This window comes from Acinetobacter sp. ACNIH3 (assembly GCF_002918965.1).
Taxonomy (GTDB): domain Bacteria; phylum Pseudomonadota; class Gammaproteobacteria; order Pseudomonadales; family Moraxellaceae; genus Acinetobacter; species Acinetobacter schindleri.
On the sequence record NZ_PQLP01000098.1, the window covers coordinates 1 to 3,086 of the forward strand.

The following is a 3,086-nucleotide window of genomic DNA, read 5'->3' on the forward strand; positions in this document are numbered from 1 at the left end:
ACAACAACTGTTTGGGTGTTGTATAGTCAAGCCTCACGAGCAATTAGTATTGGTCAGCTTCATGTATCGCTACACTTCCACATCCAACCTATCAACGTCGTAGTCTTCAACGGCTCTTTAGGTGACATAAAGTCACAGGGAAATCTTATCTTGAGGTAGGCTTCCCGCTTAGATGCTTTCAGCGGTTATCCCTTCCGAACATAGCTACCCGGCGATGCGACTGGCGTCACAACCGGTACACCAGAGGTTCGTCCACTCTGGTCCTCTCGTACTAGGAGCAGATCCTCTCAAATTTCCAGCGCCCACGGTAGATAGGGACCGAACTGTCTCACGACGTTCTAAACCCAGCTCGCGTACCTCTTTAAATGGCGAACAGCCATACCCTTGGGACCTGCTTCAGCCCCAGGATGAGATGAGCCGACATCGAGGTGCCAAACACCGCCGTCGATATGAACTCTTGGGCGGTATCAGCCTGTTATCCCCAGAGTACCTTTTATCCGTTGAGCGATGGCCCTTCCATACAGAACCACCGGATCACTAAGACCTACTTTCGTACCTGCTCGACTTGTGGGTCTCGCAGTTAAGCGCGCTTTTGCCTTTATACTCTACGCGTGATTTCCGACCACGCTGAGCGCACCTTCGTACTCCTCCGTTACTCTTTAGGAGGAGACCGCCCCAGTCAAACTACCCACCAGACATGGTCCTCGTCCCGGATAACGGGACAGAGTTAGAACCTCAATATTACCAGGGTGGTATTTCAAGGACGGCTCCATGGCAACTAGCGTCGCCACTTCAAAGCCTCCCACCTATCCTACACAAGTAAGATCAAAGTTCAATGTCAAGCTGCAGTAAAGGTTCACGGGGTCTTTCCGTCTAGCCGCGGGTACACCGCATCTTCACGGCGATTTCGATTTCACTGAGCCTCTGCTGGAGACAGCGCCCCCATCATTATGCCATTCGTGCAGGTCGGAACTTACCCGACAAGGAATTTCGCTACCTTAGGACCGTTATAGTTACGGCCGCCGTTTACTGGGGCTTCGATCAAGAGCTTCGCTTACGCTAACCCCATCAATTAACCTTCCAGCACCGGGCAGGCATCACACCCTATACGTCCACTTTCGTGTTTGCAGAGTGCTATGTTTTTAATAAACAGTTGCAGGGGCCTGGTTTCTGAGGCTGCCAACAGCTCAAGGAGCAAGTCCTATCACCGCCGGCAGCGTACCTTCTCCCGAAGTTACGGTACCATTTTGCCTAGTTCCTTCAGCAGAGTTCTCTCAAGCGCTTTGGTCTACTCGACCTGACCACCTGTGTCGGTTTCGGGTACGATTCCTGTTTAACTGAAGCTTAGAGACTTTTCCTGGAAGTATGGTATCAGCCACTTCACTGTACAAGTACAGCTTGCTATCAGTTCTCAGCATAGAGTACCCCGGATTTGCCTAAGATACATGCCTACAACCTTCCACCTGGACAACCAACGCCAGGCTGACTTAACCTTCTCCGTCCTCTCATCGCATTAAACAGAAGTATTGGAATATTAACCAATTTCCCATCGACTACGCCTCTCGGCCTCGCCTTAGGGGTCGACTCACCCAGCCCCGATTAACGTTGGACTGGAACCCTTGGTCTTTCAGCGAGCGGGTTTTTCACCCGCTTTGTCGTTACTCACGTCAGCATTCGCACTTCTGATACCTCCAGCAGACTTCTCAATCCACCTTCATCGGCTTACAGAACGCTCCCCTACCACTTGCAATAAATTGCAAATCCGCAGCTTCGGCATATAGTTTTAGCCCCGTTACATCTTCCGCGCAGGCCGACTCGACTAGTGAGCTATTACGCTTTCTTTAAAGGGTGGCTGCTTCTAAGCCAACCTCCTAGCTGTCTATGCCTTCCCACATCGTTTCCCACTTAACTATAATTTAGGGGCCTTAGCTGGCGGTCTGGATTGTTTTCCTCTTGACTACGGACGTTAGCACCCGCAGTCTGTCTCCCGGATAGTACTCATTGGTATTCGGAGTTTGCATCGGTTTGGTAAGTCGGGATGACCCCCTAGCCGAAACAGTGCTCTACCCCCAATGGTATTCGTCCGAGGCGCTACCTAAATAGCTTTCGGGGAGAACCAGCTATCACCGAGTTTGATTAGCCTTTCACCCCTATCCACAAGTCATCCCCTGGCTTTTCAACGACAGTGGGTTCGGTCCTCCAGTCAGTGTTACCTAACCTTCAACCTGCTCATGGATAGATCACCCGGTTTCGGGTCTATACCCAGCAACTAAACGCCCTATTAAGACTCGGTTTCCCTACGGCTCCCCTATTCGGTTAACCTCGCTACTGAATATAAGTCGCTGACCCATTATACAAAAGGTACGCAGTCACCGAACAAGTCGGCTCCCACTGCTTGTATGCATGCGGTTTCAGGATCTATTTCACTCCCCTCACAGGGGTTCTTTTCGCCTTTCCCTCACGGTACTGGTTCACTATCGGTCAGTCAGGAGTATTTAGCCTTGGAGGATGGTCCCCCCATATTCAGACAAGGTTTCACGTGCCTCGCCCTACTCGACATCATCATATCAGCCCTTTCGTGTACAGGACTATCACCCACTATGGTTGCACTTCCCAGAGCATTCCACTAAAACTGATATGACTTAATGGGCTGTTCCCCGTTCGCTCGCCGCTACTGAGGGAATCTCAATTGATTTCTTTTCCTAGAGGTACTGAGATGTTTCACTTCCCTCCGTTCGCCTCGTATGACTATGTATTCATCATACGATACCTGGCTTATACCAGGTGGGTTTCCCCATTCAGACATCTCCGGATCACAGGATATTTGCCGCCTCCCCGGAGCTTTTCGCAGGCTATCACGTCTTTCTTCGCCTCTGACTGCCAAGGCATCCACCACATGCACTTAATTACTTGACTATACAACCCCAAACAGTCGTTAATCCTTACAAGTAAGATTAACAACAAGATCAACTAGTAAACTAGCCTTTCTCACAGTTAGAGTTTCGTGCACTTAAGCACTGTACAGCTTCAATTAGATTCATATACCAAAACGCTTGATTCAGTTTAATCGCTAGAACTCATTTCTT

At 49.9% G+C, this 3,086-nt stretch carries 1 rRNA gene; it reads right to left on the reverse strand.

Going from position 1 to position 3,086, the window contains the following annotated elements:
* Positions 1 to 22: 22 nt before the first annotated feature.
* Positions 23 to 2,916: ribosomal RNA gene (locus C3420_RS16600) — 23S ribosomal RNA — on the reverse strand.
* Between the last annotated feature and the right edge of the window lie 170 nt (positions 2,917 to 3,086).